General features: G+C 53.7%; 11 protein-coding genes and 1 pseudogene. 5 read left to right on the forward strand and 7 right to left on the reverse strand.

Going from position 1 to position 18,766, the window contains the following annotated elements; all coding sequences use genetic code 11:
* The first annotated feature begins 254 nt into the window (after nucleotides 1-254).
* The 3 genes from ABEB25_RS13910 (at nucleotide 255) to ABEB25_RS13920 (ending at nucleotide 3,056) form a co-directional block, all read left to right on the forward strand.
* Nucleotides 255-458, forward strand: coding sequence for a hypothetical protein (locus ABEB25_RS13910; protein ID WP_345737019.1), 204 nt, complete (start codon nucleotides 255-257; stop codon nucleotides 456-458).
* A gap of 352 nt (nucleotides 459-810) precedes the next feature.
* On the forward strand, nucleotides 811-1,587 hold the full coding sequence (locus ABEB25_RS13915) for a glycosyltransferase family 2 protein (RefSeq protein ID WP_345737020.1): 777 nt from the start codon (nucleotides 811-813) through the stop codon (nucleotides 1,585-1,587).
* The gene (locus ABEB25_RS13920) at nucleotides 1,584-3,056 is read left to right on the forward strand and encodes an ArnT family glycosyltransferase (RefSeq protein ID WP_345737021.1); all 1,473 of its coding nucleotides are present in this window, start codon (nucleotides 1,584-1,586) and stop codon (nucleotides 3,054-3,056) included. The genes ABEB25_RS13915 and ABEB25_RS13920 overlap by 4 nt, the downstream gene beginning before the upstream one ends.
* Nucleotides 3,057-3,784: 728 nt before the next feature.
* On the opposite strand, the gene ABEB25_RS13925 is transcribed toward ABEB25_RS13920, so the two are convergent.
* Nucleotides 3,785-4,543: a hypothetical protein gene (locus ABEB25_RS13925; RefSeq protein ID WP_345737022.1), complete on the reverse strand. Its 759-nt coding sequence runs from the start codon at nucleotides 4,541-4,543 to the stop codon at nucleotides 3,785-3,787.
* Nucleotides 4,544-4,760: 217 nt separating this feature from the next.
* Between ABEB25_RS13925 and ABEB25_RS13930 the strand changes: the two are divergent.
* Both ABEB25_RS13930 and ABEB25_RS13935 read left to right on the forward strand, forming a co-directional pair.
* Nucleotides 4,761-5,009, forward strand: a pseudogene (locus ABEB25_RS13930) (IS66 family transposase); the annotation flags it as partial.
* 139 nt (nucleotides 5,010-5,148) lie between these two features.
* Nucleotides 5,149-5,322 (forward strand): transposase domain-containing protein, encoded by a 174-nt coding sequence (locus tag ABEB25_RS13935; RefSeq protein ID WP_345737168.1) that lies wholly within the window; start codon nucleotides 5,149-5,151, stop codon nucleotides 5,320-5,322.
* Between the two features lie 186 nt (nucleotides 5,323-5,508).
* On the opposite strand, the gene ABEB25_RS13940 is transcribed toward ABEB25_RS13935, so the two are convergent.
* The 6 genes from ABEB25_RS13940 to ABEB25_RS13965 are packed head-to-tail and all read right to left on the reverse strand — an operon-like array spanning nucleotide 5,509 to nucleotide 18,398.
* Nucleotides 5,509-7,026 (reverse strand): glycosyltransferase family 9 protein, encoded by a 1,518-nt coding sequence (locus ABEB25_RS13940; RefSeq protein ID WP_345737023.1) that lies wholly within the window; start codon nucleotides 7,024-7,026, stop codon nucleotides 5,509-5,511.
* Nucleotides 7,027-7,073: 47 nt separating this feature from the next.
* Nucleotides 7,074-7,523 (reverse strand): hypothetical protein, encoded by a 450-nt coding sequence (locus ABEB25_RS13945; RefSeq protein WP_345737024.1) that lies wholly within the window; start codon nucleotides 7,521-7,523, stop codon nucleotides 7,074-7,076.
* A 15-nt stretch (nucleotides 7,524-7,538) separates the two neighbouring features.
* Nucleotides 7,539-15,038: an RHS repeat-associated core domain-containing protein gene (locus tag ABEB25_RS13950; protein ID WP_345737025.1), complete on the reverse strand. Its 7,500-nt coding sequence runs from the start codon at nucleotides 15,036-15,038 to the stop codon at nucleotides 7,539-7,541.
* Between the two features lie 40 nt (nucleotides 15,039-15,078).
* Complete coding sequence (locus ABEB25_RS13955) at nucleotides 15,079-17,007, reverse strand: hypothetical protein (protein WP_345737026.1); 1,929 nt, start codon at nucleotides 17,005-17,007, stop codon at nucleotides 15,079-15,081.
* Nucleotides 17,008-17,022: 15 nt separating this feature from the next.
* Nucleotides 17,023-17,586: a methyltransferase domain-containing protein gene (locus ABEB25_RS13960; protein WP_345737027.1), complete on the reverse strand. Its 564-nt coding sequence runs from the start codon at nucleotides 17,584-17,586 to the stop codon at nucleotides 17,023-17,025.
* A complete protein-coding gene (locus ABEB25_RS13965; RefSeq protein ID WP_345737028.1) occupies nucleotides 17,583-18,398 on the reverse strand; it encodes a glycosyltransferase family 9 protein in 816 nt (271 codons plus the stop codon). The genes ABEB25_RS13960 and ABEB25_RS13965 overlap by 4 nt, the downstream gene beginning before the upstream one ends.
* Nucleotides 18,399-18,766: the final 368 nt, after the last annotated feature.

An 18,766-nucleotide genomic window follows, 5' to 3' on the forward strand; every position in this document is an offset into this window, starting at 1 on the left:
AAACATGACGGATTTTTCATCTACATGAAAAATCCGTCATCCTCCCTTTGTTCGAACAGGCCTCCAGGGATTCGGCATGACAATCCGTTGTCAAAGAACCCGGCCATTGCCCTAACTTCGCTGAAGTGGGGCCCATGAAAAGTCGAATGACGGTTATTTCATTTAGATGAAGGAGCTGTCATTTGATCTCAGGTTCTCCGCGTGCCCATGAGAAGCCTCTCGCTAACGAGGGGGCTAACCGACAATAAATCACCATGGAAGATGAGTCTGACCAGCACGATGTAATCAATCAAATATTACAGCAAACAGATGCTGGCAAGGGACGACAAAAACAGTATCTGCGCTCTCTGGTGACAGCCATGGTGATGAGTCATCGCCCCATGACTGCGCAGGAGCTGGCCGAGATGCCCAACCTGCGAGGAATGAGCATGTCGACACTTTATCGGCTGATTGCATAACTGGATACGAATGAACTGCTGAGACATATAACACACCGTTTAAGAGCCGATTTGCTCGCGCTCAATTTTCCCGGGAAACGATACAGCTACCTGATTTGCAAAGATTGTGGCCAGACCCTTGAACTGCCTCTCCCAGGAACCACGCTGAAAATAGAGAAGAATCTCACCGTGCTCACCCAGTGGAGCCAAGTTAAGGTGGAGCTGGACATTTCTGGCCTATGTCCACGATGTGCGCAGAGGCGCACTCAACCTTGCGAGACCTAACATAGAGTCTGTCGTGATGACGATTTCTTCATGCAGATGACAGGGGTGTCATTTGTCGGCGGCAGACGGCTGCTTATGACGTTCAAACGTGAATCCCTTATCTCACACCAAATGGCACAGCGCCGCCAGCCCTTCAGTATCATTAGTTATTCCCTTTTATAATGAGGAAGAAAGTGTCCAATCCGTACTCACCGAGGCCTGTCTGGCCATGGAAGCGCTGGGATGCACCTATGAAATCATCGCTGTGGACGATGGCAGCCAGGATGCCACTCGCCTGCAATCTGCGGCCCTGACGCAGAGATGGCCCGCCTTGCGAGTGCTTGCCTTTGATAAAAACCGGGGTCAGGCGGCAGCGCTGCTTGATGGATTGAGAGAAGCGCAGGGGGAGACTCTTCTCACCATGGATGGAGATGGGCAAAATGACCCTGGAGACATCGCCAGGCTGTTGCATGTTTTGAACACAACTCACGCCGACATGGTGGCTGGCGTGCGGGCCAAACGGCAAGACGGCTGGCTCCGCCGACGGATGTCGCGGATTGCCAATTCTGTCAGGCAAAGGATTTTGCATGATGGAGTCAGAGACACAGGCTGCGCCTTGAAAGCCTTTCGTCGCGAGGTTTGTGGGGCCTTCATTCCAATCCGCACGCTTTACTCGTTCATGCCGGCACTGACCGTGGCGGCTGGCTTCCGCGTGGTAGAACTGGAGGTCAATCATCGGATCCGACAAACGGGAGTTTCCAAGTATGGCCTGGGGGTGATGCTCTGGCGACCTCTGGTAGACATGTTGGGCGTATGGTGGTTCACACAGCGAAGATTCCAGGAAATCAGGCCCAGCGGCTTCACTTCCACCCCGCTTTGCCCATGATAAATCTTCTGAAACACAGTTCCTGGCTGCTGTTCGCCGCAGCGATGTTTTTCACCCTGCTCGGTCAAAGAGGTCTGAATGAACCCGATGAGGGCCGTTATGCGGAAATTGCTCGGGAGATGAGCCTGGATGGAGACTGGTTAATCCCACACATGAATGGGTTGCCGCATTTCCAAAAACCACCTGTCATCTACTGGTTCACGGCTTTGAGCCTGCAGATCTTTGGACACAATGAATGGGCAGCCCGCTTACCTTCTGCCCTCATGGCTTTGGGCACCGTTACTTTGGTCTTTATGCTTGCCCGTCTTCTCCTTCCAGGCAGGAATGGGGGTGAAAACGCTGCGCTTGTCCTAACCACTCTGGCCGGTTTTTTTGCCATGAGCCGCCTGCTCACCCCGGACATGACCATGACTTTCTGGATTACTGCAGCCATCACAGCGGCAGTCCATCAAAGACACTGGCTGTTTTTCATTCTCATGGGGACAGGCTTCCTGACCAAAGGTCCTATGGCCCTTGTCGTGCCTATCAGTGCGATTTTAGGGTGGCAGGTCTTCTGCAAGCCCCACGAAAGGCTGCACCTGCAATGGTGGCGAGGGCTGGCCCTTACTCTGGCCATCAGCCTCTGTTGGTTCGTCATGCTTTCAATCCAGGATCCATCGCTTTTCGAGTATTTCTGGCGTTATGAGCTTATGGAACGCTTCGGGTCAGCCAACCATGGGAGGGCGAAACCCTTCTGGTTTTTCCTCGTCGTCCTCCCGCTCGCCACCCTGCCTTGGATCCTCACATTGCCACTGCGGCGCATCTGGAAAAAGTGCTGCTCATGGCATTTCAATGCGTGGCAAGGTCTGCTGTTAGGCTGGACGATCCCCCCGCTGATCATCCTCTCATTCAGCGGATCCAAACTGCCAACTTACGTCCTCCCATTGATGCCGGCCTTCGCATTAACAGTCGCAGCGACTTCGCCAGACTTGCGCAGAAGTTGGTCCCTTGCTTTGCCCACAGCAGCCTGTCTGCTTTTGGGAGACTTCGTGGTAGCTCAATGCAACGAGCACCTCGGCGTGCAAGCCTCCAGCAGGGAGCTTGCCCAATTGCTCCGAACTCAGGAAACCGATGAGGATGAAGCAATTCTTTTTGCATGTGAAACACGGACCGAAGGCCTGGCCTTTTATACTGAGCATCTGATGAACATCACCCGTCGAGAAGCGGACTGTGTGATGCAACCGACGCCTGTCCAAGCAGAACACATTTACCCTTCCCTTTCGGATTGCATCCAGCGCCTAACAGACGGACCTCCAGCACACGGCATTGTAAAGACCACACGCTTTGAAAAAATGTTCGACCAGAAAAAGTGGCGAATCATCGGCCGCTCTGGGGCCTTTTGTTTAGTGGCTAACCACCCTATCCACACATCTGCAAAAAAACCGTTTCCGCACAATCATATCGCGCCACCAAATCCATCTGCTGACTAAAGAAAAGGGTCCCGGAGAATCCGAGGCCCTTCTCTTTCCTCACGCGGCTAGGCCAACGCTGGTGTCCAAAGGATCGGCCACATCGGGAACGTTCAATATCGCGCTCACCTCGCCCTCGCTGAGGGTGTCAGCTGGCAGGCGGTGCTCCTCCTTGGGCATTTCAAGATGGGCCGCAGGACCTGCCAAAAGTCAGGCCTCCCGGAACAGGCCGCGAACCGCCGCCAGACGGCCTATCTGGCCTACTACCTCAGCAAGTCCGACCAAACCCGGCCCGGACAAGTCGCTGATCTCACACACGTCCACTAGGACAATCTGCCGCTCCACGGGTGTCTGCACGCGGCCTGCTCTATCACCCTTCAACACACTGGCCGCTGGGTTGTATCCGTCAAACGCAGGCCCATCCCTCGGATCTTGACAGGCCCGGTTTGAGGTTTTGAATGCAACGATATAGCCGGGCAAGTCGCGCGTCTAACTGGGTTCGTGTGCCGAGAACTAGGTGAAAGATCCTGAGCCAAAATCCTTTTCAACGGTTGCTCAGGACGAGTGCTGGATGGTGGAGGGGCCGTGCATTGACGCGTTCGGAGTGTAAGCTTGCAAGCTCAGTTGGGCCTCTGCACCGAGACGCCTGCTACGGAGTTTAATTCTTGTTAGGCTTGCATGGGTGACGTGCCTGCTATGGGTTGTTAGGCCTGCGGCTTCACGCAGATCATTTTCTTTCTCTGGCGCTTTTACAAAGCACGCAGATACCGCTGGCCAGAGGCTCGCATCATGGTCGCATGACTCTCGTCCACCAAGATCAGGGTGGTGGTCTCTGCATCATCATCCTTGGTTTTCAGAGTGACTTGCAACACCTTGGGATCCTCCGTGGGTTCCCATCGCCCCGTGGCCTCTGCGGCGGCCTTGATCAGGCATGTGCCGTCCTCCTCAAGCGTCACGACCCCATACCGCACGCCATAATCCGGACTCGTGTAATAACCCCAGTTCTTCGCGAGCTTGTGCTTGTTCATGAAACGCACGGGAGACAGCTTCTCCTGGGACGGTTTCACATTCCCAGATTCAATGCTCGTCTTCATCTGGCCAATCTTCACTACCGTGGTCAGATCCTTCCCCGCGCTCCCCTTTAGCAGGTCATTCAGTCGTTCAATGGCCGCATCCTGGTGCGGCCTCAGAGCCGCCGCCCGCGCCCGCTCATACTGCTGAAACAGCTTCGCCACCGCCCAATGAGGTTTGGTCACTTCGGTCCCTTCCAGCCGTAATCGCACTTGGGCAGAGATCTGAGCAGCGCTCTCCGCATCATTCTGGGCCGTCAGCTTCGCCGCCACCGCTGTGCATTCCTTTTCCAGCGTCTTGTCCAGCAAGGAAATGGCACGCCCCCCAGCCACACGGAAATCCGAATCTATCTTTTCAGGCGTCCCTGGTGCCACGGTCTGGCCTAAGAGTCCGTGAGCAAAGGAAGTAAAGAATGCAATCAGGGGAACAAATCTCATCCCTCAGAAGAAGCACAACCTCACCCCCGGTCAAGCAGACTAACAAGATCGCCATCGATCATACTTGCCGACGGGCGTTGGGGCTCAACTCGCCCGCCACTTATTATGACTTTGCCCACAACCTGGAGGGCCAAGGACTGGTTCTGTGAGGTTCTGGGTTCATGTGCGGCGGAAGTTTTTATGAGGTCACAGAGAGCGCCGCAGCAGGCAGGGCTGAGTGCTTTTAAAGATCGGCCACCTTTACCGGATCGAAGCGCGGCTGCGAGAAAGCCGCGCTGGGCCAAGGCTGCGACAGGCCGTGCGTGCCGCCGAAAGCCGACCCATCATCGAACGTCTGCACCAAGCTCTAAGCAAGATCAAACTCAGCCGCCGTCACTTGCCCAAAAGTGCTTGTGGCCGGGCCATGGACTATGCCCTGACGAACTGGCCCATGCTGGAGGTGCATGCGAAAGACGGTCGCGTGGAGATCGACTACAACCCGGTGAAAAACTCGATCCGCCCCACCGCCATCGGCAAAAAAGAACTGGCTGTTCATCGGCGATGCAGACGCAGGCCAGCACAGTGCCATCCTCTACACGATCATCGAATCCTGCCGAGCACGCGGCCTGGATCCCTGGGCGTATTTGCGCGATGTGCTGACCCGTCTGCCAACCATGCCCAACCGACAGGTCAAAGACAGCACGCGTTGCAACCTGGGCAGAGGCCCGAAAGACGAAACAAGGAGCCGCGTAGCTATCAGCACACCTCCGTCAACCTGCTTCAGTAGGTGCTTCGGGTGACGCTTACTTTCCTCAGTCATAAGGGCCATAGCTTATGCCTACGGCACTTGCACACTACGACCTCTTCACGGGGCTTCGTTTGACGGATACAAAAAAACCGGGTCGATTGGTTAGATGTAAAGCCGCCATATCTTGGCCTTCTTTAGATCCATGTTGTGCCATAATTGTGATCTTTGGCTTCTGGGATTAGCGCTCAAAGCTGGGTTGCGTCCCGGGACGATGCATCACCCAGCAGTTGTCCTTCTCAGCCACCATCGTAAGTCCATTCGCTGCGGCAAACTTGCTTACCGCCCCATGGACTAAGTCTTTGTTTCTACACGTGCCCATTAGGAAGCCGCCAGGACTAATTTTGCCATAGAGTTGCTGTAGCATGTCACTCAATTGCGCTATGTCGTTTTGAGCCTCTACGAAGACAAAATCAAATTTGGACCCTAACCCGTGAATATCTTTTTGTTCACTGGGCATGACCATGTTACAACGTGAACGCGCAAATTCGGTCTCTTGACGAGTATGAGCGTAGGTCTCCATCATTGACCTCTTTTGACTTCCCTGCGCAGTACCAGGCATGCTATCGGATCCGAGGCTATTGACGCATGTAATCTCCACCTGACCATTTCCTCGAAGCAACTGCGAAGATACTCTTCCACGAATATCTCCCACAATTAGCCCTTTCTTTGGACTGCACCCCTCTGTGTCATCAAGTAAATGAAGACGGTTAAGCAAGACCTCAACGCGCCCTAGACGCGGAGGTAGAGCAACTTGCCCTCGGTAGTAAAATTCAATTGCAGAAACAACATCAGAAGGTCTGATCAACGTCATGCATTTAGGGACGACTTCTCCGCGCACAGGAATGGGAGATGGACACTGGCCCGGGCTGAAGTTCGTCTTACCGCAGGCGGAGGATGCACAGCATCTCAACTGACCTACTGTGCTCAAGACCCGATGCATCGGATAGTTGATGTAATGAGGCGACTCGCGTCCACCGCCGATAACAACACAAGGGCGGATGGCGAAACCTGACACCGGATTTGCGGGAATCGCTGCAGCTAGGTGCATAATTGAAGTGATTGGACACACAATACCCTCAGCGTGGTAAATGAGTTGTATGAGCTCACGCAGCGATGTAGCACCAACCAAATTAACGACGTTGTTTAACGGAGGGTGCCAACTTGTCCTACTACCTGCTTGCACAAATTGAATTTTTCCGCGCAACGAATTGACCACTTCCTGATAGCATTCCGTTGGCCAGGCCTTTGCTGGCACACCGGGCTTCCAACCCGCGACTATGAGCCAGTAACGAGGGGGAAGGCCAGGAAGCGGAGACCTCATTTCCTTTCCGCTTAGTACAACGTCGCCTGAAAACTTGCTCACACGATAAGGTTCAGTCAAACCTAAAACCGCCCTCATATTACGAATGTATTGCTCGAGATAGTGCACAGGAACCTGACTCATTTGGTGATAAGGCGGACAAAAATCCTTCTCCATAATTAGGTCCTCATTGCCGTTCGAACCGAATCCTTCAACGCTATCATTATAGTACCAAAGTGCTTCTCGGGTGGTGTTTATGCGAAGCGTCCATCCCGTGGCTCGCTTGATCTCACGAACGACACCTGTGAAAACAACTTCATCTCCCAAAAAACCAGGGGCGCGCAGAACGATCTTCTTCTGAGTAATATTAATCATTCGACACAAAAGCGAAAACATTTTCGAATTTAAATCGGGCGTTAAGTCAAAATTACCCCGCCGCCATTTCAGTTCCTTTCTTCTGTTATGTCATCAAGCTCTTTGGAAAGCATTTCAAAAAACTTTACAGGGAATAGTAGCCCGCATGTATTGTAGCCCAAATAAATTATGCGAACCATTTGGGTTTCTTTTGAAATTCGAAACTCCCATTTGTCAAAGTGTTTACTAATGTGTTCTCCGCGAACTTTATGATTTTTATTATCGGTTGCGTATTCAATTATGGTGTCGCATAACTTTGTTGATGCATCCACACATTCATGAATGTCACCAAAGCTAAAGATAAGACAATCTGAGGTAGGTAGGAAACTTGGCCGGCTGGCTGCGATTTTTAAGAAAACACAGCGCTTCGATGACTTAATTGCCCAGTCGTATGTTATTTCAGATATCATCTCCTTCTGAGTTATCAGAGGCGCACCATATATCTTTTTCGAAAAGAAGAATTCTATAAGTCGTTTCATCTTTTGACGCATTTTTTATGACCAATCAAACGGACCGGTTTCTTGGTAAGACCACACAGTAGTCCTATTATTTCCTAGCCACCAAGGTGTCTCAAAAGAAATTGCGAAATTTCTAGCCCACTTCAGCCCAGAATAGTCGCAACTACCATTGTGGCAGGTGTAGCAACCAAAAATACCTATCGCTCCACTGAGTCTTGCTGAAATACTCGTTTCTAACGCAAATGGTCCTGTAGTGACAGAGAATCCACCTCCAATGTCGACGGTTGGTTCTGCAGAACCCGATAAGCATATTTTTGTCTTTTCACTACTGTCACAGGAATTTTTAACCATCGATACCGATCCCTCAAGCTTGAATTCAAACCCAAATTTAGCACCGATCCAAAAGCTTGCCGAGCTGCCACCAAATTGCCCCGACGCCCCCCATGGAGAGACTGAGACACCCAGTTTTCCCTCCGTTTTGGCCGTCTCCCACTCCAAGATTCCCGAACCTCCTCCAGGGCATAAGGTGCAGCAACTTTTTCTTTCTGCACTTATAGCTGCATACGAGAGACTCCATCCTAATTTATTTAGTATTTTACCACTCTTTTTTACTGATAACGGAACCTTCGTCTGTTTCCCGGTTATGGGGCCAAAGCAATCCGCGTCAGGAACTTCTTCAATCTCTAATCCAAGGTAATCTAACGCATTTACTGACCTATTAAGGGCGTATGTATAAATATTAACACCCCCACTCTCTCCTATCGGGTCTCTACTTAACCACCGACCTAGTCCTGGTGAATAATAACGGTAGCCATAATTGTAGTACCCTACGCTTAAATCCAGAAACTGCCCTTTAAATCCGAAGTCCCATTCATAATGACTTGCGGTGCGTGAAATGAAGTCGGAAGTCAGGACGCTGCGTAAGCCAAAGGCGCTGAACTGATAGCGCTCCATCACCGCGCCTTCGTTGCTCACAACCGAGGTAGGATCGTAGTAGTCCATCAGACACCACAGACGCTCGTCGAGATCAGCCCCCCCACTGTCCCGGTCTCGTAAAATCAACTCGTCACGATGTCCAGGCCGTGCTCCCCACACATACTGGGCTGCCACAGACGTGCTGCTGCTGGCTTCTGCCAGCCATGAAATGTCTCCCTGGAAGCTGAGCGGGCGCAATGGCTGCCGCCGCAAAGAAGTTCCGCAGGGGCCCCAGCTGTCGCCATTGTAGAACAGCCCGGCGCCATTGTTATAGAGCGCTGCCCGCTGTTCTTCATTCAACTCCTGCAAGAAGAATGCCATTTCATCGATGACTCCATTAAAACCTGCCATGGTTTCCACGCTCTCGATGCTGGTAACCCTGCTGGAAGTCGAAGATTCGGGAATCGATTCGTAACCCAGGCAGAACGGATTGCCGGCGTCGTTTGCATACTCGCCAGCACCGAGACTTTGGCTGCCGGTGGCCAGGTTGAAGTTAATGCTGACCCCCATGGTTTGGCTGGCAATAATCCAGGCCTGCAGGTGGTACCATTCACCAGTGGAGAAGCTCTGGTAAATACGAACCTCTTTGGTCCAGCCGCCACCGCTAACACTCAATTGGAAGAGGATGCTGCCTGATTCTTCAAGCAAAATTTGATATTCGTCAGGCTTGCTTACCAACACCTGGGTTCCTGCCAACGTCTCAGGTTTGAACCAGAAAGAAAAGAACAGGGGATAGTAAGAGCCCGGATTGAAGTCTATTGAAGAGGGGGCGCTGAACCAACCGCTGCCAGAGCCATACTCGTTGATTCTTCGCCCCCCGAGGCACATCCCGCTGACTGACCCGGCTGTGCCATGCGGGTTAAAGTTCCCGGCACTGCTTCCCCCCATGATATTGATCAGTCCGTCCCCTGAGCTCGGCTCGTTGCAACGATAGTATGCTGAGGGCTCCGGAGGGTCCTCCAAGTCGCTGCTTGAAGATGCGGGTGTTTCATAGCTTGAAGAATACGGTCCCGTGCTCAGGCTTGACGAATACGGCCAGCCGTAGCTGCTGCTGGAAGGTATCCCCACCGAGCTTGAGGATGACTCGACGGAGCTGCTGCTGGACCATACCCCTTCGCTGGAAGACGACTCAGCCGGCCCGGCCACTCTTTCCTCAATGCATTTCCATTGGTCGTTGTAGTAGTAGTGGCGCAGCTCTGCCGCACCCAGCTTCATCACCCGCCTGGACAGGCCATCGTAGGCATGTTGTGAAATGGGGGTGCCGTTCTCCTGCTTCACAGTCATCAGGCGGTTCCAAGCATCCCATACGAGTGCCTGCGGTGTGCTCCAGGACCCGGCTGCATCTGGCGGAATCAGAAGGGTGTTACCTGCGGGGTCATAGAGTATGCCTTCGCTGTTGCCGTCAATCTGGGTGATCTGGTTGTCGCGATTATGAACTCGGGTTTGGTCCAGGAGCACATCGCCATCCTCCATTTGCCGCCAGCGCCGCCAGTTGCCGGTTGCGTCATAATCCCAGTTTTCTGCCCTCGCAGGAATACCTCCGATTGCAGTCTGGTTGATGTTAAGCGTCCCTAACGCCCCGCTTTTGACTTGTGATAATCCGTCATAGATCCAGGCCTGATCCTGCCCTCCAAGCAGTGCAGCTAGGTTGCGCCTCCACGTCCGGTTGCTCACCCGGTTAAAGCCATACTGGATGCGGTCCAGCACATTGGCATCGCCCTCCCCTTGAAGCCAGCGCATGTCCACGGTGCGGCCAAAGCGGTCGTAGCCATTGTAAGCGTCTCCCGCGTCACCGGCCGGGGCCAGGGCGGCTTTGCGGTAGCTCAGGCGGACTGAGGGCTGCGGATAGGCGATCTCCACGCAGCGGCCAGAACCTATGTAGGTATAGCGGCAGGTGTCTTCATCTTCACTGGCGGATTTCAGGGCACGGACTCGGCTAAGTTTGTCATCGACCTCGCCATCAGGACCGTAGTCATAGTCAAGGAGGCGCAGGCCGTCCGGGTAAATCATGTATTGTCGTCGGGCAGAGTTACTCCAGCCCGTCTCGTTTTTGTAGAGGACTGATGGCGTCTCAGGAGTGACCGGCCCGGAATGCGCCTGCCTATCTGCGGACAGGTTGGCCAGCTCATCATATTCAAAGGCGACTTCATTGAGCAGACTCCCTTGTCCGGGCACGGGGTCATTGTAACTGGTGACCGAGGCTCTGAGGAGCCGTTTGCTGTCATAAGCCGTCTGAAGACGGCGAACGGTGTCGTTGATGCCTGCGGCCAAAGCCGTAGCCCGGTCCTGGGTAGGTCGGCCCATTTGATCGTAATCATAGGCATGCACAGTGCCGTTAGGATCTTTCATCTCAATGATTTGTCCCTGACGGTTGTAACCGTATTGGATGCGCTGAGCACCCGAACTCAATTCCCCGCAAGCATACACCACTCCTGCCCCACTAGGAAAGATTTTAATTCGCAGCAAGTCGCTACGCGCCACTTTGGAATCAGCCAGAGTCGTACCAAATTCCCACCGGGTGACTTGGTCCCCTGTTTCTGCATTGCGCAATGTCAGGCGGGACAAGCCGCCATCCGGAGCGTAGGCGTATTGCGTGGTCCGGTTGGCATCGGGACTGTCTGCGCCCAAACCTGCCTTGAAGTTTTCCACAAGCCGGATTCGGCGGCCAGCCGCATCATTCTGCCAACGGGTTTCGATGCCGTCAGCCGTCACCGTAGTATTGGCTTCGCCATCTTCTTTGTAGTGGGTCGAACTGACCAGAACAACATCCGACCGGGCCGGCACTACATCCGGGCGGCTGAGCAGCATACCACCGTTCGTCCCGTAGTCTGCTGTCGCCACTGGTCTGCCCGCCCCGTCGAACCATTGGGCTTGATAGCTTCGCCGAGCTTTCGGTGACGGACCTTCAGGACCATGCAACGGTCCGTTCCCTATAGCGTCATCGAAGCGCTGCCACGACGTGGTCATGATCTCCTCCGATGCCTCGTTCCAGGTAGTGCGTATCTGTTCGACAACAACCAAATCCTCCAGTTCTGCTTCCACCCCGCGACTAAAGGCTCCGGTGCCAAATCCGAACATGGAAGCCCCTCCTGAACCGGGGCCATACCAGGAGAACTGGAAAGTCGTCGTGACCCCCGGTTCTCCGGCTTCCGGAAAGACTTCCTCTGAGGCCAGAGGATGAATGGACACGCCGTCCACCGTGTGGGTGACATAAGTGACTTTTCGGGTCATCACGTACACCCCGTCCTCACCTTTCTGGACGCCTTCCGACTCCAGATAACCAGCCACGGCCCCGTTTGTCGGGTTGGTCATGCCGTAGTAGGTTTTGATTTTGATCAGTCCCTGGTTGCTCTTGAGGTTGACCACCAGGTTGGGATTTTCTTCGTCTGGCTCTACGACGCCGGCGACGGCCGAAGGCCAGGCTCGAAGGTCCAGACGTCCTTCATCATTGTAATGAAAGTAGTTACACCATTGTTTTGCTCCGGCCTCTATCCGGTTGAGGATGGAACGACCTGCCCGGTTGGCAAATATGGTAATGATGGTGCCATCCGGATTGGTCTCGGTCGTTTTGGAGTACCAGGAATTGTAGTCTTCGTAGCCTGGATCGTCAGGGTTGGTCTGGTAGGCAAACAGGTAGGTGCGTCGTCCTCCGCGAAGGTCCTCCCGCACTACCCTTCGCGAAGCGTCGTAGCGGAAATGCTTGTCGGCGTAGGCTGCCCATTCGGTATCTGAAGAGCTCAGCGGATCGAGGCCCGAGGCAACCATTCGTGCGTAGCTCTCTGGCCCGAGTTCGTATTTGAGACCATGGGTGCAGCCGCCGGGTGCATTGGTCGTGTAGTAACGGTATGCTTGTCGGCGCAGCGTCTGCCAGGCTGAGGACAAGGTATTGTATTCACGGATGGTCACCTGCTGCAAATCGCGGCTTAATCCCCCGGCCTGCCCCTCGCTATAATACCGGTAGATGACCTGGCGAACTGGAACTCCGTTGATCTCCAGCGTGACACGCTCCAACTGGCCTGCATTGGGTCCGGCTTCATCGCCGAGATAGCTGTAAACAAAGTCGTTGTTTTGAGACCCGTCCGTCTGGTTCATTCGCACCATCTGGAAGAGCTCGTTGTACTGCATGGCGATTACCAGGCCACCGGCATCCACAAAACTTTGCAGCCTCCCTTGCAGCATTGCCGGGATTTCTACGCTGGTGTCAAAATACACGAAGCTCTGGCCTTCGGGTGTCGTCAAAACATAACGATGATTAATTTCATCGTGAACCAGGCTGTTCTTGAATCCGAACATGGGCAGCCATCCACCAAGACCATCGGGCTGGAACCACAGGCTGGAATTTGCCCCCCGTGTGGCAATTATGCAGTCACCGTTTTCACCGGCGTCGAATACCAGATTGGAAAGCTGGCGGACCAGCCAGAGATTGCCGTTCTGGGCCGGGCTTTCTCCTGCCAGCAGATTGCCGTATGATCGTGAATGCGCCCATCCGGCGAAGCCCCAGGTAGAAAGGTCAGTTTCCTCCAGGACTATCTGTCCGTTTGAATAACGAACAGGCCCCTGCGAAACCGGACAGGTTTCTTCGTCCCCCTCTGCCGGGCACTCGCAAGGAGGAGTGATGGTACCGCTATAGCTTTCGCTTGCCCAAGAATGAAAAGACGACGAGGAATCGTCTTCCGACGACGACGACCCCATGCTTGACGAACTGGGGAACATCAAGCTCGAAGAAAACGGCGGAATCGATTCAATTGAGCTGCTCGAACTGCTATCGGAACCGCTCGAGCTGGAACTCGAACTATAGCTGACGCTTTCCTCGACAGAAGATGAACTAGGATCCTCGCTGGAATTGCTAGAACGGAAGCTCGAACTGGAACTCTCGCTTTGGAGCTCTGAAGAGGAGCTCTGTGAGGCGGAGCTCATATCTTCGGAACTGAAGGGGATCGAACTTGATGAACTGGAACTCGACCCAGGTTCCTCAGAGCTCGGTTCCGAGGACGAAGATGTGCTGGGGGGCGCATAGGCCAGATACCTCATCACCTCACGGCCCAGATTGTCGTAGGTTAGAAGGGTTATCGCCTCACTTCCCGGTTTGATCTCCTTGATGAGATTGCCGTCTGAATCATACCATTTTTGTCCAACCAAGGCCACCCAGTTGCTGCCGTCTTCAGGATCTACCGCATACTTCTCCTCCCGGTAAATCCGGCCTTGATTGTCAAAATACCATCTCTGACGCCCGGTCAGATTTTCAGGCGCTACGGCCGTGTGATAGGTATCCACACCGGTGACACGGTCCAGGTTGTCGTAAAGGTTCCTCGAAATGAACAGATGACTGCCATCGCTGGTTAGCGTGTCCACTCTCCGCCCGCGAAAGTCATAGGTGTGTTCAACACTGCGGTCATTCTCAGAGTCGCTGTCTACAGGCTTTGTTTCTTTCGTCAGCAGACCATCCCCACCGCTTTGGCCGCCGTCGTACTCGTTTTCCAGAACGACCACCATGTTATTGCCGAGGGTTCCGCCCCCGGCTGGGTCCGTATCTGTGGCACCTGCATCACAGGTCCCGACCCACCGGCTAGTTACCAGATCGCGTGCGTCGAAAACGGTCCGCGAAATGGTTCCGCCAGGACTCACAACCCGGTTTTCCCTGCCCATGGAATCATAGCCATAACAGGTCTCGTTGAAATTGATGTTCCTCTCTCCGTCTCCGCTTTCAGGCAAGCAATGATAAACCCGGAGGGATAGCAACTGCCCCCACCCATCATAAATCTGCCGTGTCCATTTGTTCCATCGTTTGCGGGGGAAAGTCTCGGCATAAGACAGGGGGCCGGTGTCTGCGACACGGGTGGCCTCGATCTCGTCAGTGATACGCCCTGCATCATCGCGGCATGTGATTCTGACCGAGCCCACCGTCACAAACGTGTAATCTGGGCCGTCTCCTCGTGCATAACCGGTCGTTTTCAAGACCTGTCGCAAATCGTCCCGGTAAACGGTATAATCTACTTTTCGCACCATGAGGGCCTCCACCGTGGATTCGTCAACGCGCACCTGGGCCTCATGTACCGGACCAAACTCCCTCAAAACCCGCCCATGGTTGTCACACTCATAATCAGTCACAAGGTTTTGTTGACCATCTGAGAGCGCCTGCAAGGCCATCTCAGCTCCTGACTCTGGAGGAGGGCTGGCATCACTCACCCGCCTGACAACCGCCCCTGTCGCATTGTTGTAGCCGATCAGCGTGATATTCCCGCGCGGATTGATGGTCTCTGAACGGCGTCCGTAGGTATCCAGCGTCTCCTGCTTCTGATATTGCTCTCCAGTGCCGTTTTGTTCAGGTGGAACCACGGGCAACGAAGTCGCTTTCTCTTTTGGCTGGAAGGTCGGCGGCCCTTCACTGGAAAGGCTTGATGAGGAGGACTGCAGACTGGAGCTGCTTGAAGAATAGGGCAAAGATGAAGACGAATACGGAAGCGACGATGAAGAGTCGGGAATTGAAGACGACGAAGGAACTTCAGAGGACGATGATTGAGGCTCGGAAGAGGAGTAATAGACTTCGGAAGAAGAGCTCATGGTCTGGTCAGATGGATAGGTGAAAGTGGGCTAGGGTCGTTTACTTGACGAAGTAGGTGAGCATCAGCGAATTGCGCTGCTCTCCGGGGCCAATCGGAACATCCGTTCCGTGATAGCTCTTTTTGTTAACCACGAACGCATGGCCTGCCCCTGGCAGGAAGTCCATCTGTCGGACCTTAACCTTTTGGGCACCAGAAACGCAATAGTAGGTGGTCCCCCAATCTTTCGCTCCCCCCCCCCGAGGAGGCAGGTAAAACTGAACCGCGATGGCCTTTTGGAGGATGTCGGAATGAATTCCGATTTTGTCGCCTTCCAGGTGCCGGACCAGTTCCAGTTTAGGCTGTAGAACCAAGGTGTTAAAATCCTTGCCGAACCGCTGGTGCAAGGCATTTCTGAAAACGGTCCTAAAAGCCTGCTCAACCTGACGGTTCAGCAACACAGCGCGAACTGCGGACCATACGGCTTGCTGTTTGGCCGTGAGCCCGGCAATCTCCTGCCCGGAAAAGGCAAAGCGCAGCCTGGCATAGGTGCCATCGTTGCGCAGTGCATCTGCATGTTGAAGTTCATGATAGTGTTTGCTGTCAGGCAAATGTTCCATCAGCTCCCCGTAGGTCTGGTCGGCAAAGCAGTGACGAAGCTCCAGGTGATCAAAGGGGTCTGACTGCAGAGGGCAGCGTCGTACGACATTGGTAAGATGCTGCAGCATCTGAGTTTGATCGAGCAGGCCTTTCAACTGCGGCAGATTGCTAACCGCTACGACTGTCTTCGCCGCAGTCTCAGCCTTCTTGGGAGGGGCATTTTTGTGAAGCGGAGTCTGCTTTTTTTGCGACGCCTCTTTCTGAGCTTTGTAGCGGTCCACATACATTCCTTCGGTAGTGGCGCTGCAGTCAACTTCAGCGAGCCTCAATTCCTCATCCAGGTCAGCCATTGGAAAGGCTTCCAATTGGCTCCGAGGATTGCAGTTAAATACCCGGAATCCTGACGCCAGAAAATGTGGCTGCAATTCCTCGAAAAAGCCCCTGAGAATGCGGTAGCTGTTGAGGTTGTTGTTGATCGCGTGGTTCGTCCTTCCCTCGGCGAACCAATAACGGTTCTTCTCATCCATATGGAAGTCGCAGCCCAACAAACAGACTTTGCGAAAACCCAGCAGGAAAGCGATTCTAAGTGCTGCAAGCATGACCGACCGCCCCCCGCCCCGCTTGGAGTGGTTTCCCCAGTTGATGGTGTCCTCATGCAGCCATTGTTCTGCGTGGAAGGCTTCGTTCCGGCGGTAACCAAACACACTGGGAAAATCTTTGACCCGCCAGTCTGAAAACCTGTTTTCCTTCACATCCCAGATTGGCTTCTCAAAGTGCGACATCGGGATAACCTTGGTGATCGTCGGGTCAGCCCAAATGGACCGTAAAAAGCGTGTTGGATCATCCACCGAAGTCCAGAAGTTCGGACGGAAGGCATGCGCACCGTTATTGACCCCCATGGTGCAAATGCCCTGTCTTTTCAGACGCGACCAGTCAAAACCCGCAAGGCTTCCTCCATTGAGAACCAGAAAGAGGGTCTGGCCGGCGTAGAGATCCACCAAGTCCGCATTCATGCCATTGCTCCTGAAAAACATGGGCGTGTTCCGGACACGGCTGGTGGCTAGAGCCCCTGTGCCCCGTTCGCCATTCCATTGCAGGGTATTAAAATCGTTCCGGTCAACAAACTCGTCCTTGGAATGACCATTTCTGCCCGGGTGACGCGTGATGATCTCCAGATCAAATCCAGCAGCCAGATCAATCCGGTTTTGGAGAAGCCTGCGGCCCAGCTCACTGGCCGGGTTGCCGACTTCGATCATCCGCCCGGACTGCCGGACTCTGGCCAGCACCTCCCGGCCATGGCAGCTGCGGATAGAATCCAACAGTTGGGGTTCATCATTCTGCCAGCGGACATTTTTCCAACGTAAGATGTGACTATTGTAAGAGGGGTCCATAATGTCTGTCGAAAGCTACTTCCGCTGCGCCATGAATTCGATGTGGCAGACGGCACCCCGTCTGGTCTGGTCCACCGAGCCAGGAAGCGAGGGATCAAAATTGTCGTCGCAAAGACCTGCATAACGGACGCTCAGTCGGTCTGAAAGCGGCCCTCGAAGTAGGTCCAGAACGTTAAAAAGGGGGACGCTCGGATCGGAATCCCGTTGAAGTGAAAATGCGGTTCTGTGAAAGCGGTTTCGGATTCCTTGGCCGCCTTCATACAGGTCATAGTCCGGAACCGTAATGTAGAGATAGCCGTCTTTTTTGACCACCTCGGCCCACCGCTTCAAAACTTTCACAGGATCATTCAGATGCTCCAGGCAGTGGGACGAATAGACATAATCAAGGGAGGATGACGGAACCCCTTCAAGCTTCGCCGCATCTCCATCTCCGTTCTTTTGGTCCCACGGACGGCAGGACCCGGCAACGGGCCGGAACGGGTCATCACCAGCCCCTATGTCGAGTCCCTGCCCAACGAGTTTCTGAAGGTGACCCTGCGTAAACCGGCGGGCCGAACATTTGGAGGTTTCCCAGCTCATGAGTTTTGAATCAGTTGAAGGGCCAGATCAGCAATGTCTTCCGGCGCAAACCGGTCTATGCAGACTCCCTCTTCTTGCGGGCACTCGTCGTGTTGCCTCACCCGGCATTTCCTTCCGCCACATGGCCAATCCTTTTCCACAATATGAGTGCGGTCATAAATGTTCCAAAAGGCCGAACGGTGAATTCCTGTTTGAAGAATGAGGGCCTGACGATGCACCCCGGACACCAGATGTGTGGGGCCTGTTTCGACTCCAATGTACAGCTTGGCGGACTCAACTAGCGCCAGCAATTCCGGAAGCTTGAATGCGTGGCCCTGCCCGCTTGTTTTAGAGATATTGAGCACTGACAGCCCTCTCCTTTTAAGGGCATCCTCCAGTTCTCCGCCACGTCTATACGCCCGCACCGGTTTCCACCCGCCTGCGTCAGGAGAAAGTACAACATCCCAGGTTTCCTTTGCCTTCGGCAGGCGATGGACTTGCAGCCCCCCGCATGGCAGCGGCAATTGATGAACCCCGAACTCCTCAAGGCATTGGAACACCGTGTTCAGCTCGCGATGAATTTCGTAACGGAAATCAATGATGAAGTCGAAGGGATGCTTCTGACCCATATAATCCAGCCCTCCCTCATAGCCCCGTGCGGCAGGTTGGGTGGGAAGAGGGTATCCTCTCAGGTCCGGCTGATACTTGTAGCAAGGAACCCCCTTCAGTATTCTCGGAAAATCGCGGTCATAGGGGTTGTGGCGGCATCCGTACCAGACATCAAGGTTGAATTGGTCTCGCAGGATACGGCAGCAAATGGCGTTCATGGCCATGTCCCCCAGCCCGGGTTTCCGGGTCCAGAGCAGGATCCGCTTGTTCTTGAAGAATCCAAGGGAGTGATGACCCGAGCGATTGGGAAGGCCAACGCTCTGCGAAAACTGCCGTCTGTCCCTGTGAATCTCATCCTGAGACCGCCATAGAACTGGAGAAACGCAATTCATTTTATTCTTAATATGGTGAGGATATATTTTATTATCGATAAGCATACAACATTAAATTTCCTGGGTCATCTGACACAATAAAATCATATTTTCAAACCTACTAAGAATCAGGGTTTTACGGGTGTTTAAGCGTGCGTGATGTATCGTAAATATTTGCATACCCAAACGTCAGCTCACTGTAAAAAACCCCTTATGCTTGG

Source organism: Prosthecobacter algae (assembly GCF_039542385.1).
Taxonomy (GTDB): Bacteria; Verrucomicrobiota; Verrucomicrobiia; order Verrucomicrobiales; family Verrucomicrobiaceae; genus Prosthecobacter; species Prosthecobacter algae.

What these genes read in the sequence shown, in the direction of transcription:
- ABEB25_RS13965 (WP_345737028.1), bottom strand. Translation starts at nt 18,398, where the DNA reads ATGGCCATGAACGCCATTTGCTGCCGTATCCTGCGAGACCAATTCAAC.
- ABEB25_RS13955 (WP_345737026.1), bottom strand. Translation starts at nt 17,007, where the DNA reads ATGGACCCCTCTTACAATAGTCACATCTTACGTTGGAAAAATGTCCGC.
- ABEB25_RS13920 (WP_345737021.1), top strand. Translation starts at nt 1,584, where the DNA reads ATGATAAATCTTCTGAAACACAGTTCCTGGCTGCTGTTCGCCGCAGCG.
- ABEB25_RS13960 (WP_345737027.1), bottom strand. Translation starts at nt 17,586, where the DNA reads ATGAGCTGGGAAACCTCCAAATGTTCGGCCCGCCGGTTTACGCAGGGT.
- ABEB25_RS13925 (WP_345737022.1), bottom strand. Translation starts at nt 4,543, where the DNA reads ATGAGATTTGTTCCCCTGATTGCATTCTTTACTTCCTTTGCTCACGGA.
- ABEB25_RS13940 (WP_345737023.1), bottom strand. Translation starts at nt 7,026, where the DNA reads ATGTTTTCGCTTTTGTGTCGAATGATTAATATTACTCAGAAGAAGATC.
- ABEB25_RS13945 (WP_345737024.1), bottom strand. Translation starts at nt 7,523, where the DNA reads ATGAAACGACTTATAGAATTCTTCTTTTCGAAAAAGATATATGGTGCG.
- ABEB25_RS13950 (WP_345737025.1), bottom strand. Translation starts at nt 15,038, where the DNA reads ATGAGCTCTTCTTCCGAAGTCTATTACTCCTCTTCCGAGCCTCAATCA.
- ABEB25_RS13910 (WP_345737019.1), top strand. Translation starts at nt 255, where the DNA reads ATGGAAGATGAGTCTGACCAGCACGATGTAATCAATCAAATATTACAG.